The sequence below is a fragment of the Mesorhizobium montanum genome (assembly GCF_033977145.1).
Lineage (GTDB): Bacteria > Pseudomonadota > Alphaproteobacteria > Rhizobiales > Rhizobiaceae > Mesorhizobium > Mesorhizobium montanum.
The window spans coordinates 236,340-256,637 of record NZ_JAVIJF010000004.1 but is presented as its reverse complement, the minus strand read 5'-3'; the positions used below and the strand labels follow the sequence as shown (position 1 = coordinate 256,637).

General features: G+C 64.2%; 18 protein-coding genes. 13 read left to right on the top strand and 5 right to left on the bottom strand.

Annotated features, from left to right (window positions below):
* Positions 1 to 18 precede the first annotated feature (18 nt).
* The 3 genes from RFM68_RS07460 to RFM68_RS07450 all read right to left on the bottom strand — a co-directional run bounded on the left by RFM68_RS07460 (position 19) and on the right by RFM68_RS07450 (position 3,112).
* The gene (locus RFM68_RS07460) at positions 19 to 840 is read right to left on the bottom strand and encodes an ABC transporter permease (RefSeq protein ID WP_320232063.1); all 822 of its coding nucleotides are present in this window, start codon (positions 838 to 840) and stop codon (positions 19 to 21) included.
* The gene (locus tag RFM68_RS07455; RefSeq protein ID WP_320232062.1) at positions 837 to 1,724 is read right to left on the bottom strand and encodes an ABC transporter permease; all 888 of its coding nucleotides are present in this window, start codon (positions 1,722 to 1,724) and stop codon (positions 837 to 839) included. The genes RFM68_RS07460 and RFM68_RS07455 overlap by 4 nt, the downstream gene beginning before the upstream one ends.
* A gap of 104 nt (positions 1,725 to 1,828) precedes the next feature.
* Positions 1,829 to 3,112: an NAD(P)/FAD-dependent oxidoreductase gene (locus tag RFM68_RS07450; RefSeq protein WP_430694829.1), complete on the bottom strand. Its 1,284-nt coding sequence runs from the start codon at positions 3,110 to 3,112 to the stop codon at positions 1,829 to 1,831.
* Positions 3,113 to 3,181: 69 nt separating this feature from the next.
* Between RFM68_RS07450 and RFM68_RS07445 the strand changes: the two genes are divergently transcribed.
* The 6 genes from RFM68_RS07445 to RFM68_RS07420 all read left to right on the top strand — a co-directional run bounded on the left by RFM68_RS07445 (position 3,182) and on the right by RFM68_RS07420 (position 8,651).
* Positions 3,182 to 3,310: a hypothetical protein gene (locus tag RFM68_RS07445; RefSeq protein WP_320232060.1), complete on the top strand. Its 129-nt coding sequence runs from the start codon at positions 3,182 to 3,184 to the stop codon at positions 3,308 to 3,310.
* Complete coding sequence (locus RFM68_RS07440) at positions 3,307 to 4,464, top strand: fumarylacetoacetate hydrolase family protein (protein ID WP_320232059.1); 1,158 nt, start codon at positions 3,307 to 3,309, stop codon at positions 4,462 to 4,464. Before RFM68_RS07445 ends, RFM68_RS07440 begins: the two co-directional genes overlap by 4 nt.
* 262 nt (positions 4,465 to 4,726) lie before the next feature.
* Positions 4,727 to 5,659, top strand: a complete 933-nt coding sequence (locus RFM68_RS07435) for a substrate-binding domain-containing protein (protein ID WP_320232058.1) — start codon at positions 4,727 to 4,729, stop codon at positions 5,657 to 5,659.
* Positions 5,660 to 5,755: 96 nt separating this feature from the next.
* Positions 5,756 to 6,742 (top strand): ABC transporter permease, encoded by a 987-nt coding sequence (locus RFM68_RS07430; RefSeq protein WP_320232057.1) that lies wholly within the window; start codon positions 5,756 to 5,758, stop codon positions 6,740 to 6,742.
* 3 nt (positions 6,743 to 6,745) lie between these two features.
* Positions 6,746 to 7,540 (top strand): ATP-binding cassette domain-containing protein, encoded by a 795-nt coding sequence (locus RFM68_RS07425; protein ID WP_320232056.1) that lies wholly within the window; start codon positions 6,746 to 6,748, stop codon positions 7,538 to 7,540.
* Positions 7,541 to 7,628: 88 nt separating this feature from the next.
* Positions 7,629 to 8,651 carry a LacI family DNA-binding transcriptional regulator gene (locus RFM68_RS07420; RefSeq protein WP_320232055.1) on the top strand — a complete coding sequence of 341 codons (1,023 nt, stop codon included), beginning with the start codon at positions 7,629 to 7,631 and terminating at the stop codon, positions 8,649 to 8,651.
* Positions 8,652 to 9,080: 429 nt separating this feature from the next.
* On the opposite strand, the gene RFM68_RS07415 is transcribed toward RFM68_RS07420, so the two are convergent.
* A complete protein-coding gene (locus RFM68_RS07415) occupies positions 9,081 to 9,662 on the bottom strand; it encodes a TetR/AcrR family transcriptional regulator (RefSeq protein ID WP_320232160.1) in 582 nt (193 codons plus the stop codon).
* A 251-nt stretch (positions 9,663 to 9,913) separates the two neighbouring features.
* Between RFM68_RS07415 and RFM68_RS07410 the strand changes: the two genes are divergently transcribed.
* From RFM68_RS07410 to RFM68_RS07400, 3 genes are read left to right on the top strand one after another with little or no spacing between them, the layout of a single operon-like run.
* Positions 9,914 to 10,153, top strand: a complete 240-nt coding sequence (locus RFM68_RS07410; protein WP_320232054.1) for a hypothetical protein — start codon at positions 9,914 to 9,916, stop codon at positions 10,151 to 10,153.
* Positions 10,147 to 13,341 carry an efflux RND transporter permease subunit gene (locus RFM68_RS07405; protein WP_320232053.1) on the top strand — a complete coding sequence of 1,065 codons (3,195 nt, stop codon included), beginning with the start codon at positions 10,147 to 10,149 and terminating at the stop codon, positions 13,339 to 13,341. Before RFM68_RS07410 ends, RFM68_RS07405 begins: the two co-directional genes overlap by 7 nt.
* 14 nt (positions 13,342 to 13,355) lie before the next feature.
* A complete protein-coding gene (locus tag RFM68_RS07400; protein ID WP_320232052.1) occupies positions 13,356 to 14,504 on the top strand; it encodes an efflux RND transporter periplasmic adaptor subunit in 1,149 nt (382 codons plus the stop codon).
* Positions 14,505 to 14,566: 62 nt separating this feature from the next.
* Here RFM68_RS07400 and RFM68_RS07395 read toward each other — a convergent pair whose 3' ends face one another.
* Entirely contained in the window at positions 14,567 to 15,505 is a 939-nt protein-coding gene (locus RFM68_RS07395; protein WP_320232051.1) for a LysR substrate-binding domain-containing protein, read from the bottom strand.
* Between the two features lie 97 nt (positions 15,506 to 15,602).
* On the opposite strand from RFM68_RS07395, the gene RFM68_RS07390 reads away from it, so the two are divergent.
* The 4 genes from RFM68_RS07390 (at position 15,603) to RFM68_RS07375 (ending at position 20,264) form a co-directional block, all read left to right on the top strand.
* Positions 15,603 to 16,394: a HalD/BesD family halogenase gene (locus RFM68_RS07390; protein ID WP_320232050.1), complete on the top strand. Its 792-nt coding sequence runs from the start codon at positions 15,603 to 15,605 to the stop codon at positions 16,392 to 16,394.
* Positions 16,395 to 16,491: 97 nt separating this feature from the next.
* On the top strand, positions 16,492 to 17,181 hold the full coding sequence (locus RFM68_RS07385) for a GntR family transcriptional regulator (protein WP_320232049.1): 690 nt from the start codon (positions 16,492 to 16,494) through the stop codon (positions 17,179 to 17,181).
* Positions 17,182 to 17,208: 27 nt separating this feature from the next.
* A complete protein-coding gene (locus RFM68_RS07380) occupies positions 17,209 to 18,312 on the top strand; it encodes a mandelate racemase/muconate lactonizing enzyme family protein (protein WP_320232048.1) in 1,104 nt (367 codons plus the stop codon).
* Between the two features lie 287 nt (positions 18,313 to 18,599).
* Positions 18,600 to 20,264 (top strand): ABC transporter substrate-binding protein, encoded by a 1,665-nt coding sequence (locus tag RFM68_RS07375; RefSeq protein ID WP_320232047.1) that lies wholly within the window; start codon positions 18,600 to 18,602, stop codon positions 20,262 to 20,264.
* Positions 20,265 to 20,298: the final 34 nt, after the last annotated feature.

The following is a 20,298-nucleotide window of genomic DNA, read 5'->3' as shown; positions in this document are numbered from 1 at the left end:
TCCTCTTCTTGTTGTGGTTCAGGCTGGGTGACGGCGAGCGGCGCCAAGGCCGCGATGACGCAGGATTTCGGCGGTGCCGGCGATGACGAAGGAGGCAGCGAGGATCACGGTTCCGAGCGCCATCACCGTCGGCAGCGAACGCGGGAAGCGCAACTGGCTCCAGATGTAGAGCGGCAGCGTCGGCTCGGTGCCGGCGAGGAAGAAGACGACGATGAACTCGTCGAAGGAGATCAGGAAAGAAAGCATGAAGGCCGACAGCACGGCGGGCAGGCTGAGCGGCAGCATGACGCGCCGGAACGTCGTCCAGTCGGAGGCGCCGAGGTCGAGCGCCGCTTCGCGGATCGTCTTCGGGATGGCGGCGAAGCGGCTGCGCATCACCACGACCGTCGTCGGCAGCGCGACGAGGATATGGCCGAGCACGATGGAGACGCGCGACGGGCCGAGGCCGATGAGATTGACCAGGATCAAGAGCGAAATGCCGACGATGACGCCGGGGATCAGGATCGGCAGGCGGGCGATGGCGCTGATTGTGGCCGCGAGCGGCGAGCGGCCATAGAGGTCCATATAGGAAACGGTGATGCCGCAGAGCGTCGCGCCGAAGGCGGCGATGACGCCGATGACCAGGCTGTTGGCCAAGGCGCCGGAGAGTGCGGGATTGCCGTAGAGCGTTCGATACCATTCAAGCGTGAAACCCTGCAGCGGAAACGCCGCCTGGATGGAGTCGTTGAAGGAAAACAGCGGGATCAAAAGCACCGGCAGATAGAGGAAGACGAGATAACCGAGCACATAGATGCCGAGCCAGCGGCCGCCTGCGTTGGCGTCGGTTCGCGCGCGGCTCATGTGCGGCTGCCAAATCTGCGGTCGGCGCCGCGCGCGACCAGGACCACGCACAAGATGACCAGCATGACGCAGACCGAAAGGGCGGCGCCGAACGGCCAGTCATTGGCCTTGCCGAACTGCGATTGGATCAGCGTGCCGATCATGGTGCTGGCCGGGCCGCCGACCATGGCCGGCGTGACATAGTCGCCGACCGTCGGCACGAAGACGACGAGCGCTGCCGCCAGCACGCCCGGCATGGAATTTGGCAGCACGACGCGGCGGAAGCTGGTGAAGGGCCGCGCGCCGAGGTCGGAGGCGGCTTCGAGCAGTGATTTCGGGATCGTGTCCAGCGCCACATAGATCGGCAGGATGGCGAAGGGCGCGTAGGCGTGGGCGAGCGTCACAACGACCGCGGCCGGCGTGTTGAGGAAGGCGAGCGTCGGCTGCGACCAGAGGCCGGTTTCGATGAAGGCCGAGTTGAGCACGCCATTATAGGCAAGCACGATCTTCCAGGCGAAGACGCGCAAGAGATAGCTGGTCCAGAACGGCAGCGTGACCAGGAAAAGCAGCAGGTTGCGCCGGCGGCCCGCATGGAAGGCAAGGTAGTAGGCAACCGGATATGCAGTGACGACCGTGGCGAGCGTCACCAGGCCGGCGATGACCAGCGAGCGCAGCGTCACCGTCCAGTAGAGCGGGTCGGTAGCAACGGTAAGGAAATTTTCCGCCGTCAGGCCGGCGCCGAGCAGCGAGCCGTCATTGCTCCGGAAGGCGAGGAATACCACCAGCCCAAGCGCGAACAGGATCAGAAAGAAGGTGACCAGTCCGCCGGGCAGCAGCATGGCGAAACGGAAGACCGGCGAGATGCGGTTTTCCGGCAATGGCCGTGTTGCAGCGATGGTCGACATCTTGTTGCCTATCGGGGCTGCCCATCGGATTTTCTGAAATCGTCTAATAATTTTTCATATTCATGAAACTGTCAAGCTGAATCGCTTGTGCTCTGCACGCTTCGTCAGCGCTCGAACGCGTCGAGTATCCGGTACCAGGTGATAGCGGCAGCGACACCGATCTGGCGGAAAGCGTGGAACGGGATCGGCTTGATCGGCGACAGCGGGAACGGCAATTGCCTGGCATCGCCGCTCGCAAGGTAGTTCGCCATGCGCTTGCCCAATGCGCTCATCAAGCCGACGCCCCTGCCCTGGCAGCCGACGACGGCAAGCAGGCCCTTTTCCGGCTCATGCAGATGCGGCAGGTGATCCGGCGTCAGCGCCACGCGGCCGAACCAGCGCTTTTCGATGGCGATGCCGGCAAGCGGCGGATAGAGGCGCAGGAGCGCGCGTTCGCAATGCGCCCAGTCCGCGGGGCTGGAAGGCAGCGCCATGCGGCCGCGGCCGCCGAGCACCATCCGGCCATCGGCGCTCTTGCGGTAGTAGACAAGGATGCGGCGGGAATCGGAAACGGCTTGCCCGCCCGGCAGGATGCTCGCGGCAAGGTCCGCCGGCAGCGGCGCGGTGGCAATCTGGAAGGAATGCAGCGGCACGATGGTCTGCGCGAGGCCCGGCAGCAGGCCGTCCGTATAGGCGTTGGTGGCGAGCACGACCGACTTGGCGCGCAATTCGGCGCCGCCTTGCGTCGAAACCCGCCAGACGCCAGCCTCCTTGCCGAGCTTCACCACCCTCTGCTGCTCGGCAATGCCGGCGCCGGCGGCCGAAGCGACGCGGGCCAACTCTAGCGTGTAGGACAGCGGATCGACGACACCGGCGCGGCGATCGAGCCAGCCGCCGAGATAACCTCTGGCGCCGGTCATCGCCGCGATCCCGGCCTGGTCGAGCAACTCGACCTGGGCGCCGCGCAAGCGCCACTGCCGGTCGCGGTTGGCGGCCGCCTTCAGGGCCGTCTTCGTGTGCGCGGCCTGGATCCAGCCATTGCGCGTAAACGGCACTGCGAGCTTCTCATCGCGGATCACATCGAAGACGGCATCGGCCGTCGAAGCGGCGAACTCGACCAATGCTTCGCCGCGTTCCTTGCCGGAGTGTCCGATCAGCCATTCCGGATCATATTTGAGGCCTGGAATAACCTGGCCGCCGTTGAGGCCCGAAGCGCCCTGCCCGATCGCTCCGGTGTCCAGCACCTGCACCGACAGACCGGCGCGCGCCGCATGCAGCGCCGTCGACAGGCCCATGATGCCGCCGCCGACGATCACCACGTCCAGCGTGCCGCCGGACGACAGTTCGGACCGAAAGCCCGGTGCCATTTGGGGCTTGTGCCAAATCGGATCGGAAAAGGTTGCTGGCACGGATCACCCAATGCTTGGCCACTCGTGAAAATCCTATTGTCGATTTCACAGATTTGAAAGAGCGTTTCGATGGGCCAGATCACCGGCGACTATGCGACAGTCCACCCATTGGCCATAGACCACACCATCAACGGGATAGACGTTTGGGCAAAATCCGGGGAAAGTGCCGCCCGCGAATTGAGAGGAGCATCATCATGACCGACCCGACCCGCCTGCCCGCCGACGGACTTTTCGTCGGCCGCGCCAGGACCAGCGACGCTTCCCATCCCCTGGTGGTCACGGTGCGCGACGGCACGGTGTTCGATATCACATCGAGCGCGGCGCCCACGGTGCGCGACCTCTGCGAGATGAAGGACCCGGCCGACTATCTGCGTGCGGCCAAGGGCAAGCCGATCGGCTCGCTCGACGACATCGCGGCGAACAGCTTCGAGGCCGAACGCGACGCGAGGAAGCCGATCCTGCTTTCGCCCGTCGACCTGCAGGCGGTGAAGGCGTCCGGCGTCACCTTCGTCGTCAGCCTGCTCGAGCGCGTCATCGAGGAGCAGGCGCGCGGCTCGGCGGAAAAGGCCGACGCCATCCGCGCCGACATCGCCGGACTGATCGGTCATGACCTCTCCAAGCTCAAGCCCGGCTCGCCGGAAGCGATGGAGATCAAGGCCAAGCTGATTTCGCGCGGCGCCTGGTCGCAATATCTGGAAGTGGGCATCGGGCCGGACGCCGAGATCTTCACCAAGTGCCAGCCGATGGCCTCGGTCGGCTTCGGCGCCGATGTCGGGCTGCATCCCGTCTCCACCTGGAACAATCCCGAGCCTGAGATCGCCATGATCGCCGACAGCTCGGGCCGCATCGTGGGCGCCACGCTCGGCAACGACGTCAATCTGCGTGACGTCGAGGGCCGCTCGGCGCTGCTGCTCGGCAAGGCCAAGGACAACAATGCTTCCGCGTCACTCGGCCCCTTCATCCGACTGTTCGACGAGACGTTTTCCATTGCCGACGTAAAGCGCGCCACGGTGCGGCTGAGCGTCGAGGGCGAGGATGCCTTCTCGCTGGAGGGCGCGAGCTCGATGGCGGAAATCAGCCGCTCGCCGGAAGAATTGGTCAAGGCGGCGATGGGACCGCATCACCAGTATCCAGACGGGCTGGCGCTCTATCTCGGCACCATGTTCGTGCCCTCGAAGGACCGCGGCGAGAAGGGCAAGGGCTTTACCCACAAGGTCGGCGACATCGTCACCATCTCGTCGGAAAAGCTCGGCGCGCTGGTCAACCGCGTGCGGCTGTCGCCGGATTGCCCGCACTGGACCTACGGCGCCAGCCACCTCATGCGCGACCTGGCCAGGGCGGATCTTCTCTAACAGCCACCCCAAAACGGCCGCCATCAACGCCGGCCCGCGCGGCTGAGCTCGGCGCCCTCAGGGAAATATCAACGCAACTGATGCAATCTGATGGGATCGGTGATGGCGTGCGCGCCTGTGCCAACATCCATTGGCGAAGGAGGCTTGCCACCGCCCGAAAAAGGGAATGCTCTAGACGTTCCGGTCGGCGCTGGCAGGAGGTGCGGTTCAAGGCCGCGTCGCGCTTGATGTGGAGGAGAGTTTCAACATGGGAGGAAATCGAATGCTTTCGCGGCTAAGACTGCTCGTGCTTGGCTTGATCGCTGCCATCGCCATCCCGGCGATGGCCGAGGCCAAGACGTTCTACTGGATTTCGCATGGCGGCCCGGCCGATCCGGTCTGGACCTACTTCCTGGCCGGTGCCAAGCAATGGGCCAAGGACACAGGCAACACGGTCAACACCTCGTTCCACAATGGCGATGTCGCCTCCCAGCAGGAGGCCGTGCGCGCAGCGATCGCGGCCAAGGCCGACGGCATCGTGACCACCAGCCCCGACCCGGGCAGTCTTGTCGAAATCGTCAAGGAAGCGCGAGCCGCCAATATGCCGATCATCAACTTCAACACGCCCGATCCGAAGGCCAACTTCAACGCCTATGTCGGCGGCGACAACGTCACCTTCGGCAAGCACTGGGCGCAGTATCTGGTCGACAAGGGCCTGGTGAAGAAGGGCGACTTCGTCTGGATGCCTGTCGAGATCCCAGGCGCCACCTATGGCGTGCAGGAAGAGGAAGGCATCAAGAGCGTGTTCGGGCCGGCCGGCATCACCTATGAGGTGACCGAGGCGACGCTCGACCAGGCCGAAGCGATCAACCGCATGGTCGACTACCTCACCGCCCACAAGGGCAAGGTGAAGGCGATCATCGGCCTCGGCGACCTCGTCACCGGCTCGATCAAGCGCGTGTTCGACCAGGCCGGCGTGAAGCCGGGCGAAATCCCGGTCGTCGGCTGGGGCAACTCGCTCGACACCACACAGGAAGTGCTGAACGGCTACGTCAATGCCGGCCAATGGCAGGATCCGCAGGCGACCAGCTATATCGCGCTGTCGATGGCCAACATGGCCGCCAGCGGCATTCCTCCGGGCTTCAACGTCATCACCGGCGCGCTCTATGAGAAGGACACCGCCGGCGTCTACGACAAGATCCTGTCCGGCAAATAATCCCCGAGCGAACGGTCGCGACGTCACTGTCGCGACCGTTTTTCCCGTCTCCCGCGCCGTCCCAGTCGGACGGCCGGCCCTCACGTCGCGGGTTCAATGGAAAACCGTTCCTTCATCCAACGTCTGATCGCGCGGGCGGAATTCGGTCCGCTGGTGCTGCTCATCGTCGAGCTCGTCGTCTTCTGGGGCATCAATCCCGACTTCCTGTCGCCGCAGAACATCTCCAACATCCTGGCCTTCACCGTCGAGCTCGGCCTGATCGCGCTGGCAATGACGCTCTTGATGACATCGGGCGAATTCGACCTCTCGGTCGGCTCGCTGTTCGGCTTCTCGCCGGTGCTGATGTGGACGCTCTACAACAGCGGCGTCACGTCCCTCGAACTAGGCCTGCTGATCGCATTGCTGGTTGCGGCCGTCATCGGACTGGTCAACGGCTGGTTCGTCACCCAGCTCAAGATTCCGTCCTTCCTGGTCACGCTCGGCATGCTGCTGGTCGTGCGCGGCACGGCGCTGTTCATCACCGACGGCTTCCCGCAGCGCACCTGGAGCGCCGAAGGCAGCTGGCTGGCGAATATCCTGGTCGGTGATTTCTATGTCGGCCCGTTCCGCATCTACGCCTCGCTGTTCTGGTTCATCGGTGCTGCGATCGCGCTCGGCTACGTGCTGACGCAGAGCCGTACCGGCAACTGGATCCAGGCCGCCGGCGGCAATCCACTTGCGGCACGGGCGCGCGGCGTCAACGTCAGCCGCGTCAAGGCCGGGCTGTTCATCCTGTCGGCGGTGATGGCTTCGCTCGCCGGCGTGATCTCGTCGCTGCGCACATCCGCGGCCAACCCCAATAGCGGCACCGGCTACGAGCTCGAAGTCATCGCCATGGTGGTGATCGGCGGCACGGCGCTGACCGGCGGGCGCGGCACCATTATCGGCACGGTGCTCGGCATCCTTATCCTGCGCGTCATGCGCAACGGCATCGTGCTGATCGGCGTGCCGGGGCTCGCCTACAACATCTTCATCGGCGCAATCATCCTCGGCATGATGGCGCTGCATTCATGGCTCGAACGCCGGCACCAGGCAGGGACGTGAACCATGGCCGAACCGCTGATCCGCATGGAACATATCCGCAAATCCTACGGGCGCGTGCAAGCGCTGGTGGACGCCAACTTCCACGTCAATGAAAGGGAGATCGTCGGCCTGCTCGGCGACAACGGCGCCGGGAAGTCGACGCTGATCAAGGTGCTGTCGGGCGCGGTGCCGCTGACCAGCGGCGACATCTTCATCCGCGGAAAGAAGGTCACGTTGCGCAGCACCAGCGACGCCATCGGGCAAGGCATCGAGACGATCTACCAGGATTCGGCGCTGGTAACGCAGCTGTCGATCGCGCGCAACCTGTTCCTCGGGCGCGAGCCGATCAAGGCGCCGCGCTTCTTGAACCGCATGGATCAGGAGGCGATGAACTCGGTAGCACGCGACCTGCTCAAGCAGGTCGGCATCACCAAGAACATCCCGCCGACGACGCCGATCGGCTCGCTGTCTGGCGGCGAGCGGCAAGCGGTGGCGATCGCGCGCGCCATGCATTTCGACAGCGATCTGATCATCCTCGACGAGCCGACCAACAATCTCGGCGTCGCCGAGACGCAAGGGGTCTTGAGCTTCGTGCGCAGTGCCCGCGATTCCGGGCACTCCTGCATCTTCATCGCGCACAATATCCATCACGTCTTCCAGGTGGTCGACCGCATCGTGGTGATGCGCCGGGGCAAGGTGGTGGCCGACGATATCGATCCGAAAAAGACCACCGTCGCCGACGTCGAGCGCGTCATCACCGGCATGTCGGACAAGGAAATCCGTGACGCGATCGCCGACGGACCGCAGCAGCATGGCTGATTGCTGACCGGCAGGTCGCATCGGCGGCAGCCAGCCGCTTCATGCCTGCCGCTGGCACAGGATTGCGTCAGCCCCTATGACTGGACCCATGAAAGCCACCGTAGCCGACATCGCCAGGAGCTGCGGCCTGTCGACCGCGACCGTCGACCGGGTGCTCAACAACCGCCCGGGCGCAAGTGCCGCCAACCGGCAGCGCGTGATGGAGGCGGCCAAGCAGCTCGGCTATCTGCCGACGCTCGATCAGGTGGTGCTGCCGTCGAAGCCGGCGCATCTCGAATTCTTCCTGCCGATCGGCAGCAACGCCTTCATGGCCGACCTCGCCCATCACATCGATGATTATGCCCAGCGCCTGCCCCTGGTCGCTTCCTGCCGCATCCACAACCTTGCCGGCATCTCGCCGGGCGCGCTGCAGGGCGCGGTGGAGAATCTGTCGCTGAAGGCCAATGGCGTCGGCGTCATCGCCGTCGACCACCCGCGCACGCGCAACATCCTGCGCGAGCTGGTCGATGCCGGGATCAGGCTGGTCACGCTGATCTCGGACGTTCCGGCCGCACCCCGCTCGGCCTATGTCGGCATCGACAACCGCGTGGCGGGCCGCACGGCGGCGCTGTTGATGGGCCGCTTCCTCGGAGACCGAACCGGGCATCTGGCGATGGTGGTCGGCTCGCGCTCCTATCGCGGCCACGAGGAACGTGAAATGGGCTTTCGTTCGGTGCTCAGCGAAGAGTTTCCCAACCTCACCGTCTCAAGTGCCGTCGAGAGCAACGACGATCCGGACACCAGTTACAGCGCCACCATCAAGGCGCTGCACAACGAACCGGAACTGCTCGGCATCTACTGCGTCGGCGCGGGACGTTCCGGCGTGGCCAAGGCCTTGCTCGAGGTCAGGCCGCGCAGGAAGCCGGTCTTGATCTGCCATGACCTGACCAAGGAAACGCGCCGCTATCTCATCGACGATCTCGCCGACGTCGTCATCGATCAGAATGCGCGACTGATTGCCGAGCAGTCGGTGATCCGCCTGCTCGGCTCGATCGCCTCGTCGGCGCCTTATCTGACGAAGAAATTCATCGAGCCGCGGCTGATCTTCAAGGAAAACGTACCGGTGCAGTAGCCCGCGGGATGTCTCCAACGGCGGGATTCGCGGATTTGTCTGATGATTGATCCCGCAATTCTGCACACCAGCTATGCACGTTTCGCAATTGCCGAATCGTTAGGCACCCCGTATTTATCCGGGTGTCGGCCGTCTCCTCCTCCCAGATGTGATGCCGACGCTGAGTACGGTACACCTCCTCCCGTGCCGTATTCGAAATCAAGCCCGCTGCCACCTCCTCCCGGCAGCGGGCTTTTTCTTTGCCCGCATGGAATAATGCGAAGGCGAAGCAAGCCCTTCACCCGGATTGCCAAGTCGAATGCAAACGCAATTCCGGGCGATCCGGCCTCTCCCCAGAGGACCGGAGGAGAGAGCGGTCTGCGCCGGCGGCAACCTCTTCTCCCCTCGGGGAGAACGGTGACCCGAAGGGCCGGACCAGGGGAGCCGCTGTCAGCGCGCCCGGAACGAGGCGATCAGGCTTTCGGCCATGCGCACGAATTGGGCGCTCGGACCCTCCGAGCCAACGCTCTGCATCGAGACGCGCGCGCCTTCGAGCAGCAGCGACAACGTATCGGCAAGGAGCTCCGCCTGTCCGATGCCGGCATCGCGGCAAAGCGCAACCAGCTTTTCGCGCTGGGCCTCCTTCAGTTCCTTGATGACGCGCCTTGCCGGATGATCGGTCTCGCTGAGCTCGACGGCGGCATTCGCCATATCGCATCCGCGGCAGTCGGCGCTAAGCATTTCAGACGCCTTGTGAACCCAGGCATGCAGCTGGGCGAGCTTGTCGCCGGGATGCTGCGCTTCGAATTCGTCCCATATCCTTGAAGCCTTCGCCGCCGTAGCGCGCAGGCATTCGATGATCAGCTCGTCCTTGGACTCGAAATGACGGTAGAGCGTCATCTTGTTGGTGCCGGCAGCCTCGGTGATGGCGTCGACGCCCACACCCTTGATGCCGTGCTTGTGAAACATGTCCTGCGCCGTTTCCAGGATTCGATCCCGGGGGCGGGAACGCTCCGCCACGCCGTCAGTCATCATGCTCTCCTTTCGTCGTTTCCAAAAAAACCGAGGTCACCTCTTGACTAGGGTGTTACCGGTCTGTAACTTCCAGAATGTTACTTACTGGTAACACCTATATCACTCTCCGTCAAACGACAAGGCCCACCGATAGCCCGCCAAAGTGAGATAGGACAGAAAACCTGCCTTTCATGCGGCTTCGGCCGGTGAATCCGAGAAAGAAGCGGCCCGTGATCAACCGATGCGAGCCGCAGCAAGGAGCCACTCCTATGCAAAAGCGCAAAGACCTGACGATCGACGAAGCCATCCGGGATCCGATGATCCGGCTGGTGATGAAGGCGGACGGGATCGATCCCAAAGCCTTTGAGCGGATGCTGCGCTCGCGCGCAGCGCACGAAGCGCCGGACGACGAGAGCCTGCCATCCTTCCTGGAGGACTCCGGTTCCGGCCGCGCCCGGCGCATGCGCCATTTCGCAAAGCCGTTCGGCGAGGCATCCGCATCATGGTAAACTTCTTCATCCACCGCCCGATCTTCGCGTCGGCGATCGCCATCATCATGGTGCTCGCCGGTGCGATCGCCTATTTCCTTTTGCCGGTCTCGCAATTCCCCGACATCACCCCTCCGCAGGTCGTGGTCAGCGCCCATTATCCCGGCGCCAGCGCGCAGGTCGTGGCCGATACGGTCACCACGCCGCTCGAGCAGCAGATCAATGGTGTGCAGGGCATGACCTACATGTCGTCGACGAGCTCGAATGACGGCTCCTCGACCATCACCATCACCTTCGATGTCGGCTATCCGCTGAGCACGGCGGCAGTCGACGTGCAGAATCGCGTTTCGCAGGCCGCATCCTCCCTGCCGGCCATCGTCAACCAGGGCGGCGTGACGATCAAGAAGCAGAACCCCAATTTCGTGCTGATCGTCGACCTCACCTCGCCGGACGGGTCCGTCGACCCGGTGGCACTGAGCAACCTCGCCTATCTCCAGGTGGTCGATCCGCTGAAGCGCCTGCCCGGCGTCGGCGAGGTGCAGATCTTCGGCGAGCGCCGCTATTCGATGCGCGTCTGGCTCGACCCGGACAAGCTGGCCAATCTAGGCATCACCGCCGTCGACGTGCAGAACGCCATTGCCGAGCAGAACGTTCAGGTGGCGGCCGGCAAGATCGGCCAGTCGCCGGCCCCCGCCGGCACCGCCTTCGAAATGCAGGTCAACGCCGTCGGCCGCCTCAGCGACCCGAAGGAATTCGGCGACATCGTCGTGCGCGCCAATTCGCAGAACGGTTCGCTCGTGCGCCTGCGCGACGTCGCCCGCATCGAGCTTGGCGCGCTGCAATATTCGTCATCCGCCTTCTTCGGCAAGGACCCGACTGTGGTGCTCGCCGTCTACCAGATGCCCGGCTCCAACGCGCTCGACCTGCAGCAGCGGGTCAAGGACAAGATGCAGGAGCTGTCGCAGCGCTTCCCGAAGGGCGTCCACTACGCCATGCATTACGATACGACTCGCTTCGTGTCGGCCTCGATGCACGACGTGCTGATCACGCTCGGCGAAGCGCTGGTGCTAGTCGTGGCGGTGGTGTTCATCTTCCTGCAGAGCTGGCGCACCACGATCATCCCGACCATCGCCATTCCCGTGTCGCTGATCGCGACGCTGGCGATCATGTACATGCTGGGCTTCTCGCTGAACATGCTCTCGCTGCTCGGCATGGTGCTGGCGATCGGCCTTGTCGTCGACGACGCCATCGTCGTGGTCGAAAATGTCGAACGACAATTGGAAGCCGGGCTCAAGCCGCTGGCCGCGACGCGCGCGGCGATGGCCGAGGTGACCGGGCCGATCATCGCCACCACCGCGGTGCTGATGGCGGTGTTCATTCCCGTCGCTTTCATCCCGGGCGTCTCAGGCCGGCTCTACAACCAGTTCGCGCTCACTGTCGCGATCTCCGTCGGCATTTCGGCCTTCAACTCGCTGACGCTCTCCCCGGCGTTGAGCGCGGCGTTCCTGCGCCACCGCGGCGAGACGCAGTTCGCGCCGTTTCGCTGGTTCAACGCCGGCTTCGACTGGCTCTCGCATGTCTACGCCCATGGCGTGCGCATCCTGATCAGGCTGCGTTGGATCATGCTTGGCCTGTTCGCGGCCGGTCTCGTCGCGACCTATTTCGTCTGGCAGAAATTGCCCTCAACCTTCCTTCCCGTGGAAGACCAGGGATATTTCTTCGTCGTCATCCAGTTGCCGGACGGCGCTTCTTTGGAGCGCACCGACGCGGTGGCGCAGAGGGCGCGCGACATCCTGCAGAACACGCCCGGCGTCGACATTGTCGGCTCGATCAGCGGCCTCAACTTCCTGACCAGCGCCGCGCAATCGAACTCGGCGGTGGAGTTCGCAATCCTGAAGCCATGGGGCGAACGCGGCCCTGACCAGAGCGCGTCGAAACTGGTCGAACAGGTGCGCGGCAAGCTCATGCAAATGCCGGATGCGTTCGCGCTTTCCTTCGATCCGCCTTCGATCCCGGGCATCGGCACCACCGGCGGCTTCGAGTTCCAGGTGGAGGATCTCTCCGGCCGCGGAAGTGCCGCGCTCAACGACGTTACACAGGCGCTGCTGGCCGAGGCGCGCAAGCAGCCGGAGCTCAATCCGCAGCAGCTGTTCTCATCCTTCTCGACCTCGACGCCGCAGTTCAACTACGACCTCGACCGCAGCAAGGCGAAGCTGCTCGGCCTCAACCTGCCCGACGTCTTCAACACGCTGCAGATCTATCTCGGCTCGCTCTACGTCAACGACTTCAACCTGTTCGGCCGCACCTTCCGCGTGACGATCCAGGCCGACAAGGATGCGCGCGCCGATGCGACCGACATCTCACGGCTCTATGTGCGCAACGCGTCGGGCGGCATGGTGCCGCTGAGCACACTGGGCAAGCTGGTGCCGATCGTCGGTCCGGAGACCGTGCCGCATTACAACAACAACGCCTCCGCGCTCATCAATGGCGGCGCGGCCCCCGGCTTCTCGTCCGGACAGGCGGTGGCGGCGATGGAGCGGGCGGCGGCGAACGTGCTGCCGCGTGACTTCGGCTACGAATGGACCGGCATCACTTTTCAGGAGCTCAAGGCCGGGTCGATCGCCTCGGTGGTGTTCGGGCTGGCGATGGTCTTCGTCTTCCTGATCCTGGCGGCGCAGTATGAAAGCTGGGCGATGCCCTTCATGGTGCTGCTCGCCGTGCCGCTCGCCCTGTTCGGCGCCTTCGTCGTGCTGCTGCTGCGCGGCATGCAGATCGACGTCTACTCGCAGATCGGCTTCGTCATGCTGATCGGCCTGGCGGCGAAAAACGCGATCCTGATCGTCGAGTTCGCCAGACGCCGGCGCGAGGAAGGCCTGACCATCGTCGAAGCGGCGATGGAGGCCGCAAGGCTGAGGCTGCGGCCGATCCTGATGACGGCCTTCGCCTTCATCCTCGGCGTCCTGCCGCTGATGTTCGCAACCGGCGCCGGCGCCGCCAGCCGGCAGTCGATCGGCACCACCGTCTTCGGCGGCATGGTGGCGGCAACCATCCTGTCGCTGGTCTTCGTGCCGGTCTTCTACGCGGTGATCGAGAAGCTGCGCGAGCGTGGCGGCGAGAACGAACCTGCCGCGGGCCATCAGTATGCCCCGCACCAACAAGAAATTGAACCGACCGCCGAGCCCATACGGCTCGCCGATGCGGCTGAGTAGGATTGGAGACCAACATGCGTAGATGGAAAATCGCTTTGGGAACGGCCATTGCGCTCGGCGCAATCTCGGTGGCCAGCGTGCATTTGCTCGACATGGGCAATCTCAGCGGCGGCACGGCGGGCGCCGCGCCCGCGCCCGCGGCCTTCGTCATGCCGGTGCCGGTGGTCAATGTCGTGAAGAAGACGCTGCCGATCTACCTCGACTATGCCGCGCGGGTGGAGTCGATCCGCAGCATCACGCTGCAGGCGCGCGTGCCGGGCTACCTGCAGGAGCAGACGGCGCAGGATGGCAGCGACGTCAAGCAGGGCGACCTGCTCTACAAGATCGCGCCTGAGGACTATCAGGCCGCGCTCGATCAGGCCAAGGCGCAGGTGCAGCGCGACACGGCGACGCTCGACTATGCCCGCTCCAACCTCGGCCGCGGCACCGACCTCGCCAAGAGCGGTTATCTCGCTAAGGATAGTTTCGACCAGCGCACCAGCACGCTGCGAGTGGCCGAAGCAGGCCTGTTGCTCGACAAGGCGGCGGTGCGGACGGCCGAGCTCAATCTCGGCTATGCCGAGATCAAGGCGCCCTTCCCGGGCCGCATCGGCCGCAACCAGGCCTCGGTCGGCACGCTGGTCAGCGTCGCCGGCACGGTGCTCAACACGCTGGTGCAGCTCGACCCGATCTATGTGACCTTCAACCCGAGCGAGAGCGACCTCGTGCAAATCGAGCAGGCGAAGGCCAACGGTCCGATCACCGTCGATGTGCTCTTGCCCGGCGAGACCCAGCCCAGCCAGAAGGGTGAGCTCACCTTCATCGACAACACGATCGACCATTCGACCGGCACCATCACGGCGCGCGCCACGATCGGCAACGCCAAGTTCACGCTGCTGCCCGGACAGTATGTGCGCGTGCGCCTGCATGTGAAGGAACAGCCCAACACGCTGATGGTGCCGCAGGTGGCGCTCGGTTCCAGCCAGCTCGGCAAGTACCTCTACGTGCTGGGCAAGGGCAACACCGTCGACCAGAAGCTGGTCTCGCTCGGCCCGACCGACGGCGACCTGATTTCCGTGACCTCCGGCATCTCCGAGACCGACCAGGTGATCACGGGCAATTTGCAGAAGATCGGACCCGGAATGCCGGTTTCTCCCTTGCCGCAACCGAAACCGGCCAGCTGATAACCCCCATCAGTTTCCGGTCCGACGGCGCCCTCGGCTCCCACGCCGAGGGCGCCGTTTTTCTATGTGCGCTCAGGCAATCCCGAACGTAGGTCGTTCCGCACTTTCTTAGAGCTGGTTCCAAGAAGCTCGACCAGTCCGGCGACATCGGCACGTTCTGCCTTGGCCGGCAGCATGAAGGCGCAATAGGGCTGGCCGAGGCGGACCGAGACGGACGACAGCGCAATCAAGCGGCCTGCTTCCAGGTCAGCGTCTGCCATCACCCTCTGGCCCAGCGCTATCCCAAGCCCCAACCTTGCCGCGCCGATCGCGAGGCTTGACAGGCCGACGCGACGGCCATGCGACGGGTCCGGTTTGCGGCTGCCGCCAGCGGCTGCGAACCAGTCCGCCCAGCTCGGATGTGAGGCGTAATTAGGACCCCAATTGGTGTGGATGAACTGGCTCTCATGCACATCGGCCAGATGGGCAGCGCCGTGGCGTTGCCAGTAATCCGGCGACGCTACCGGCAGCACGTCGTCGTGGACGAGGCGGACCATTTTCAGCGCTGGATAATGATAATCGCCATAGGAGATGCGCAGGTCGATGTTCTGCCGCACGACATCGACAGGATCGTCCTCGACCCGGACATCGATCGCCATCCGCGGAAAGCCGTCGAGCAGCACCGTTAGCCTGGGCGCCAGCCAAAGCTCCGCCAGGGAGAACGGCACGCTCACCACAAGGCGCGTCCGCAAGCCGCCTTCCAGCATGCGCCGGCCGACCGCCGCGATCTCGCCCAGCGCATGCGCCGTCTGCGGATAGATGGCGTGGCCGGCATCGGTCAACGCGATGCGGTTGCCCTTGCGCACGAAGAGCTGCTTGCCGAACCAGTCTTCCAGGTTGCGGATCTGCTGGCTGACCGCGGCAGATGAGACACCTAGCTCGCTTGCGGCGAGCGTGAAGCTGCCTGCACGGGCCGCAACCTCGAAGACCCGCATCGCATTCAAAGGCGGAAGCTTTTCCACGTTTACCTCGAAAGATTTTCTTGGAAGAGCCTAACTATTTTCAGCGTTGCGGCAAAGTTTTCCTTGTCGTGTGATGATCCGGATTATGGAGGACGCTATGATCGAAGACATTCTCGACCTGGACCGCTACCCGATCGACCGCGAAGGCAGCCCGCAATGGCAGTGCCTGGTAGACGAGTGCAAGGCCGCCCTCGCGGAAAACGGCATGTTCAACCTGGAAGGATTCCTGCGCCACGGCATTGCCGAACAAGCCGTGGCCGAAATCCGGCCGGTGATGGACACTCGCTCGCATGCCCACAAGCGCATGCACAACATCTACTTCAAGCCGTCGATCCCGGAATTGGCCCCGGATCATCCCGCGCTGCGCAAGGTAGAGACGATCAGCCATACGGTATGCGCCGACCAGATTGCGGGCAGCACCGTGCTTTCGATCTACGAATACGCGCCGCTGGTGCGGTTCCTGGCGGCGACGATGGGCAAGCCGCAATTGCATGTCATGCAGGACCCCCTCGCCCGCGCCAATGTCATGGGCTATCGCGCCGGCGAAGCGCTCAACTGGCATTTCGATCGCTCGGAATTCACGACGACGCTTTTGCTGCAAGCACCCGAGATCGGCGGGGATTTCGAGTACCGCACCGACCTGCGCTCGGACAGCGACCCGAACTATGACGGCGTGGCGAAACTGCTCGAGGGGCGCGACCCCGAGGCAAAAATCCTGCTCATCAAGGCCGGCACGCTGAACGTCTTCCGCGGCAAGAACACCGCGCACCGGGTCACCACCGTCGAGGGTAATCGCGAGCGCATGATCGCGGTGTTCTCCTACTATGAGCGGCCGGGCGTGACGTTCACCGATGAGGAGCGCATCGGCTTCTACGGCCGCGCCGCTTGAAGCTGCCGACCTAAAATCCGGTGCTCATGGAAATCAGCTCTTGTTAGATTGTCGACAACCTGCTTGTCTAGCAGAAATTCCTCACGGGGGTCGACCTATGGCAAAGCTGGATTTCAGTCCGATCGCGGATACGACGCGCAGGGCGGAGATCGTCGCCCTGCTCAGGCGCGCCATCCTCACTGGGCAGCTTGAACCTGGGCAGAAGCTCAACGAGCTCAGGATTTCGGAGCAGATGCGGGTGAGCCGCGCGCCGCTGCGCGAGGCGATGCGCGAGCTGGTGCAGGAAGGCATCCTGACCAGCATTCCCTATGCCGGAACCTTTGTCATCGAGGTCACCGCCAAGGATATCGTCGACGCGTATTCGCTGAACCAGATGCTGGACGAGTTCGCCATCGAGCAGACCTGGCCGCAGCGCGACCAGCGCTTCTTCGACGAGCTCGACCGCCGCCACGAAGCGGTGAAGCAGGCGACCCGCGCGAAGGACACGACGCGCCAGATCGAAACGGCGCTGCAGCTGCATGGGCTGATCTATGAGTGGGCCGACAATTCGGTGCTGCTCGAAACCTGGCAGCGCCTGACCAGCCGGCTGCAGATGTATTTCGCGCTGCATCAGCGCGCCCGCAACGAGCCGGTGCCGGCAGAGGACCTGCACGAGACCTATGTGACGCTGCTCAAGGACTCGGACATGCGCGCCGCCCAGCGCCATGCGCGCGAGCATATCGGCCTCGATTTCGAGGAGCTTCTTGCCTACGCGCGCGGCCTCGAAACGCGCGCCTCGAAGAACTGACAGACCCCGCGGACAACGGACAGCAACGTGAAGATCAAGAGCATCAAGGCCTACCATGTCGTGCAGCCCTTCGTGGACGGGCCCTACCGCATGTCCAAGGGGCGCGTCGCCGACTGTTTCGACGCGGTGATCGTCGCCATCACGTCGGACAGCGGCGTGACCGGCTGGGGCGAGATGGCGCCGCTCGGCAATTTCTACTCGGCCGCGTTTCCGGCGGGAACACGCGCGGGCGTGCCGGAGATCGCGCCGCATCTTATCGGCCAGGACCCGCGCGGGCTTGCCGGCATCGGCAGGCTGATGGACACGGTGTTCAAGGGCCACCCCTACATCAAGTCCGCGCTCGACATGGCGTGCTGGGATCTCACCGCGCGCGCCGCGGACGTGCCGCTGGTGACCATGCTCGGCGGTCGCGAGAGCGAGACGGCGGAGCTCTACCGGGTCGTCACCCACGGCACGGTCGATCAGATGGCGGCGCTTGCCAAACGGACCATCGCCGAAGGTTGTCACCGCCTGCAGGTCAAGGTTGGCGGCAACGTGCGCGACGACATCGAGCGGGTCACGGCGGTCGCTTCGGCCGTACCGAAAGGCACGGTGATCTTCTGCGACGCCAATGCCGGCTGGACGCCCTACCAGGCGCGCCAGTTCGCCGACGCCACGCGCGGCATCGACTACACGTTCGAGCAGCCCTGCACGACGATCGAGGAGAACATGTCGGTGCGCCGCATGCTGGACAAGCCGATGGTGCTCGACGAATCCGTCACCTCGCTGGGCGAGATGCTGGAAATCCACCGCCAGGGTGCTGCCGACGGGCTGACGCTGAAGATCTCGCGGCTGGGCGGCGTGACGCAGACGCGGCTGATCCGCGATGTCGCCGTCGATCTCGGCTTCATGATCACGGTCGAGGACACCGGCGGCGCCGAGATCGACACCGCAGCCATGGCGCATCTGTCGCTGTCGACGCCGGAAGAGCGTCGGCTGCACGCCATCGCCTTCCACGAATGGGTGACGGTGCGCACGGCCACCAACAAGCCGCCGGTGACGGGCAGCCGCATGGGCATTCCGGACGGCCCGGGCCTCGGCATCGATGTGGACCCCGGCCTGCTCGGCAAGCCCTTCTTCGAGATCGGCTGAAACGCATGCCGTTGAACTAGGAGTGATCACACGAACCGACAGGAGACGGATACAACCAGGGGAGCCCCGCGGCGCGACAATGTTCGAGGGTTGCGGGACGGAACGGATTGGAAGCTGTGCCAGTAGACCTGCCCCTCCGCCGCTACGGCAGATGGATCGGGCAAGACCATGTGCTACAGTTCCGGTCGATAGACTTCGTTGATGGCCGGGAACAGGAGAACTCCGCGGAACTCGTCAACTGGAATGCACTCGCCAACCACAACAAACTGGGGAAAGGGCTTAGACCCATGAGCAGGAATTACCGCATTCTCGATCTCATCCGGCGCAGTCGCACGCCGCTCGAAAACCACCTTATCGACGGCCTGATCGACGGCCGCATCAGCCGCCGCGAATTCGTGCGCCACGGCAGCCTGCTCGGCCTGTCGCTGCCGCTGCTCGGCCGCATCGGCATGGCGGCCGGCTTCGGCGCCGCGCCCTCGCTCGCTCGTGCCGCCGGCGCGGCCGGCGCCACCATCCGCGTCGGCAGCAGCGTGCCGGCAGCGGCGATCGACCCGGTCACTATCGCCGACGCCGGCGGCCTGCTCGTCATGCAGCAGGTGGCCGAATTCCTTTGCATCGATGGCCCCGACCTCGTGCTGAAGCCGGCGCTGGCCGAAAGCTGGGCGCCGAACACCGACGGCACGGTGTGGACCTTCAAGCTGCGCAAGGGCGTGAAATTCCACTCAGGCGGCGAGATGAAGGCCGACGACGTGGTGGCAAGCATCGACCGGCTCGCCGATCCGGCCAACTCGTCCAACGCGCTGTCGGTGTTTACTGGCACCCTGCAGAAGGGCGCGACCAAGAAGGTCGACGACTACACCGTCGAATTCCATCTCGACGCGCCGAACGGCAACTTCCCCTATATGGTGTCGTCCGACAACTACAACGCCGTCATCATCCCGGCGAGCTACAAGGGCGGTTATGAACAGAGCTTCGACGGCACCGGGCCGTTCAAGATCGAAAAATACACAGCCAAGGTCGGCGCCTCCTTCGTGCGCAATGACGACTACTGGGGCGACAAGGCCTTGCCGGATCGCACCGAATTCACCTTCTTCACCGACATCCAGCCGCAGATCCTGGCGCTGCAGGGCGGCCAGATCGACATCATCAACCAGATGCCGGTGCTGGCGGGCGTCGCCGTCCTCAACGACCCGAATGTCGTCATCATCAGCCTGAAGTCGTCCGCGCATCAGCAGCTGCATATGCATTGCGACGAAGGCCCGACCAAGGACGCTCGCGTGCGCCGCGCCATCGCGCTCTGCCTCGACCGCGAGAAACTCGCCGCCGGCCTCATGAAGGGACGCGCGGCACTCGGCAACGATAGCCCGTTCGCCGCCGTCTATCCCTCGACCGACACCAGCGTGCCCCAGCGCAAGCAGGACGTCGCCCAGGCCAAGCAACTGATGGAAGCGGCAGGCGTCGCTCAAGGCTTCAAGATGACGCTCACCACCGAGCGCTATCTGGAGATCCCCGAATACGCCCAGCTCATCCAGAACTGGGTCAAGGAAATCGGCATCGATCTCGAGCTCAACATCCTCGACCAGGGCGCCTATTACGGCGATGCGGTGTTCGGCAAGTCGAACTGGCTGGACTCGGCGATGGGCATCACCGACTACGGCCACCGCGGCGTGCCCAACGTCTATCTCGCGGCACCTTTGAAGAGCGACGGCACCTGGAATGCCGCTCACTTCAAGAACAAGGACTACGACCAGATGGCGGCGAGCTATATCGGGGCCCTCGATCTCGAGGCCCAGAAGGCCACCGCCGGCAAGATCCAGAAGCTGCTGCTCGAGGAAACGCCGGTCATTTTCGGCTATTTCTACGACTATTTGACGGCGACGGCGAAAGGCGTGGCAGGCGTGCAGCCCACCGCCATGTCGCAGTTGTTCCTCGAGAAGGCGTCGAAAGGCTGACGAGAGCGAACAAGCTTATCCCTGACGGCCGGCT

Coding starts and splice junctions, on each gene's coding strand:
- RFM68_RS07460 (WP_320232063.1), bottom strand. CDS start 840: ATGAGCCGCGCGCGAACCGACGCCAACGCAGGCGGCCGCTGGCTCGGC.
- RFM68_RS07455 (WP_320232062.1), bottom strand. CDS start 1,724: ATGTCGACCATCGCTGCAACACGGCCATTGCCGGAAAACCGCATCTCG.
- RFM68_RS07445 (WP_320232060.1), top strand. CDS start 3,182: ATGGGCCAGATCACCGGCGACTATGCGACAGTCCACCCATTGGCCATA.
- RFM68_RS07440 (WP_320232059.1), top strand. CDS start 3,307: ATGACCGACCCGACCCGCCTGCCCGCCGACGGACTTTTCGTCGGCCGC.
- RFM68_RS07435 (WP_320232058.1), top strand. CDS start 4,727: ATGCTTTCGCGGCTAAGACTGCTCGTGCTTGGCTTGATCGCTGCCATC.
- RFM68_RS07430 (WP_320232057.1), top strand. CDS start 5,756: ATGGAAAACCGTTCCTTCATCCAACGTCTGATCGCGCGGGCGGAATTC.
- RFM68_RS07425 (WP_320232056.1), top strand. CDS start 6,746: ATGGCCGAACCGCTGATCCGCATGGAACATATCCGCAAATCCTACGGG.
- RFM68_RS07420 (WP_320232055.1), top strand. CDS start 7,629: ATGAAAGCCACCGTAGCCGACATCGCCAGGAGCTGCGGCCTGTCGACC.
- RFM68_RS07415 (WP_320232160.1), bottom strand. CDS start 9,662: ATGACTGACGGCGTGGCGGAGCGTTCCCGCCCCCGGGATCGAATCCTG.
- RFM68_RS07410 (WP_320232054.1), top strand. CDS start 9,914: ATGCAAAAGCGCAAAGACCTGACGATCGACGAAGCCATCCGGGATCCG.
- RFM68_RS07405 (WP_320232053.1), top strand. CDS start 10,147: ATGGTAAACTTCTTCATCCACCGCCCGATCTTCGCGTCGGCGATCGCC.
- RFM68_RS07400 (WP_320232052.1), top strand. CDS start 13,356: ATGCGTAGATGGAAAATCGCTTTGGGAACGGCCATTGCGCTCGGCGCA.
- RFM68_RS07390 (WP_320232050.1), top strand. CDS start 15,603: ATGATCGAAGACATTCTCGACCTGGACCGCTACCCGATCGACCGCGAA.
- RFM68_RS07385 (WP_320232049.1), top strand. CDS start 16,492: ATGGCAAAGCTGGATTTCAGTCCGATCGCGGATACGACGCGCAGGGCG.
- RFM68_RS07375 (WP_320232047.1), top strand. CDS start 18,600: ATGAGCAGGAATTACCGCATTCTCGATCTCATCCGGCGCAGTCGCACG.